This window comes from Candidatus Neomarinimicrobiota bacterium, from assembly GCA_018647265.1.
GTDB lineage: Bacteria > Fidelibacterota > Marinisomatia > Marinisomatales > TCS55 > TCS55.
Map to the genome: position 1 here is coordinate 1 of JABGTK010000017.1, position 2,797 is coordinate 2,797.

Below are 2,797 nucleotides of genomic sequence, written 5' to 3' on the forward strand. Positions count from 1 at the left end.
CTGGGAGCGGGGGCGCCTAAATCAAGCGTGAAATCGGAGGATCTTCGATCCCGTATATTTGAAATTACGCGAACATCGGATCTAATAGAAATTGATGGAGACTTTGATGATAAAGGATGGCAAAAGGCAACAACGACAAATAATTTTTTAGAATTTCAACCGGGGGACAATATTAATCCAATGGAAGAAACTGAAGTAAAACTGACTTATGATAAAAATTATCTTTATGTAGCTTTCACGGCCTATTCAAATCCGGAGGAAATTCGCGCCTCCTTTCAAAAAAGAGATCAAGCATGGGGCGATGATTTTGTTGCCATTGTTATTGATACTTATGGAGACGCCAATTCAGCCATTATGATTGCTTCCAATCCCTATGGTATTCAAATGGATGCCCTAAACCAAGGAGATAATGAAGATGAATCTTTTGACATCATTTATGAATCCAAAGGGAAAATAACGGATGAAGGATATCAGGTTGAAATGGCAATACCTTTCTCAAGTCTATCTTTTCCCAAAAATCATATTCAAGAATGGAAAATTACTTTTTATCGCAGCCTTCCTCGGAGTACCCGTTCTCAGATAGTTTGGGGTGGTTTTGACCGTTCCAACCCCTGCTGGTTATGTCAATTGGGAAAGCTAAAAGGGATCGAAGGAATTGAACAAAAAGGCCGATTTGAATTTCTTCCTACCGTTGTGGGCTCACAATCTTCTGAACTGGATAACAATGATAAAATCCAAGATGCCAATCCATTTGGTGAAGCATCCTTGGGAATCAAATACAGCTTTAGTTCTGACCGCACAGCAGAAGTAACCATTAATCCTGATTTTAGCCAAGTTGAAGCTGACGAAGATCAAGTGGATGTAAATACAACTTTTGCACTTTCCTTTCGCGAAAAACGTCCATTTTTCAATGAAGGCGCCGATCTCATGGATACGTGGATTAATGCCATTTATACACGGTCTATCAATAACCCTATCGCAGCGGGTCGGATAATTAATCGAGGTCAGAAAAATACTTGGGCATTACTTTCTGCCATGGATGAAGATTCGCCCTATATCATTCCTGGGGAAGAGCGCAGTTATACAGCCATGGGGAAGAGAAGTCTTTCCAATATTTTTCGCTATAAACGATCTTTGGATAGCGGAAGTTATTTTGGTTTACTTGCCACCAATCGCCAAATGATGGATAATGAAGGAAACGGTTCTGTATTTGGCTTCGATACCCGTTATCGTTTTAATGATATGTATCAATTAGAATTCCAAACTGTGTTCAGTCATACCAAAGAACCGAATGATTCGTTGGTGGTATCCGCTAATAAATTTGGAGACAATAATACGTTTACATTTGATGGAGAATCTTTTACAGGAAATGCAGTGGAAATCGAATTTCGCCGCCAAACAGAACATTGGATTTTAGAAACAGGTTACGACCATAATTCACCCACCTTTCGGGCGGAGAATGGTTTTATCCGCAGTAATAATAACAGGCGCGCTTATTTGAAAAGTATTTGGATTGCTTTCCCCAATTCATTCGTTACGAAAGCTGTGGGCGGAATTAATACTGGCGTCCGGCAAAATTTTGACGGTGAAACAAAAAGCCAATATATTGCCTTTTTCGGGAATGTTGAACTGCCTCGCCAGTTCCGCGTTAATATGTCATACAACTATGAACCATTTGCGAGGTTTAAGGAGACAGAATTAAAGAATCTTTCCTCCTTTAATTTGAATATCAACAGCTCATTCAGCAAATCACTCACTTTTGGTGGCGGATTGAATAACGGTGAATATATTGTCCGCTTTTTGAACACGCCCGAAAAAGGAAAAAGCAGTGCTATGTGGCTTTGGGGTAAAATAAAAATAACGGATAAACTGATGGTAAGTCCCCGATACAATACACAAAAAATGACTACACTGGATGGTAAAGAAGAATACTTTTCCGGGTATTTGGCTTCTTTGCGAGTGAACTACCAATTTAATGAAGCCTTCGGTTTTAAATTGTTGGGCCAGTATAATGATTTCAGCAATTCATTTACCGTACAACCATTGTTGACTTATCAGCCCAGTCCATTCACCATTTTTTATATTGGATCTTCCCAGAACCAATTTGTAAATACACTATCCATGGATGCGATTGAGAATGGCCGTTTGAACAGCCGTCAATACTTCATGAAATTTCAATACTTATTCAATTAAATTTCTCTAAAGGCCGGGGCTGAGTCGTCACACTGCCCTTCAAGATGATGCCCCGGTTTTTTTCTTTCTATCTTTAGAATTTCATATAGCCCACCTAACTTCCCATTCCATTAAATGAAATTAACAGGAGGTTAAATTGAAATTTTCTCAACGATTGGTTGCCTTGGTGTTGACCCTATTATTTTTAATTCCTCAGATTACTATTGGACAGTCTAATAAAAAGGCTGCTCAAAAGTCCATCGATAAACGAACCAAAAAATATGAACAAATTGCCATGTCCATTTGGAAGTTTGCCGAAGTGGGATACCAGGAAGAAAAGAGTTCCAGATTACTCAAAAAAACTTTATCCGATGAAGGATTCAGTATTGAATCCGGTGTAGCTGAAATACCCACAGCTTTTGTGGCGGAATATGGTTCAGGAAAACCCATCATTGGTATCTTGGCGGAATTCGATGCACTCCCGGGCATATCTCAGGAAGTAGCTACTGAAAGAAAGGCGATTGTTGATGGCGCTGCCGGTCATGCTTGCGGTCATCATTTATTTGGAACAGCATCCATAGCTGCAGCCATTGCGGTAAAAGACTATTTAAAGAAAACGGGACAA

At 39.6% G+C, this 2,797-nt stretch carries 1 protein-coding gene and 1 pseudogene; both read left to right on the plus strand.

From position 1 onward, the window contains the following. Positions 1–27 precede the first annotated feature (27 nt). A complete protein-coding gene (locus tag HN459_01250) occupies positions 28–2,193 on the plus strand; it encodes a carbohydrate binding family 9 domain-containing protein (GenBank protein MBT3478069.1) in 2,166 nt (721 codons plus the stop codon). A gap of 268 nt (positions 2,194–2,461) precedes the next feature. Beyond that, a pseudogene (locus tag HN459_01255) lies at positions 2,462–2,797 on the plus strand (amidohydrolase).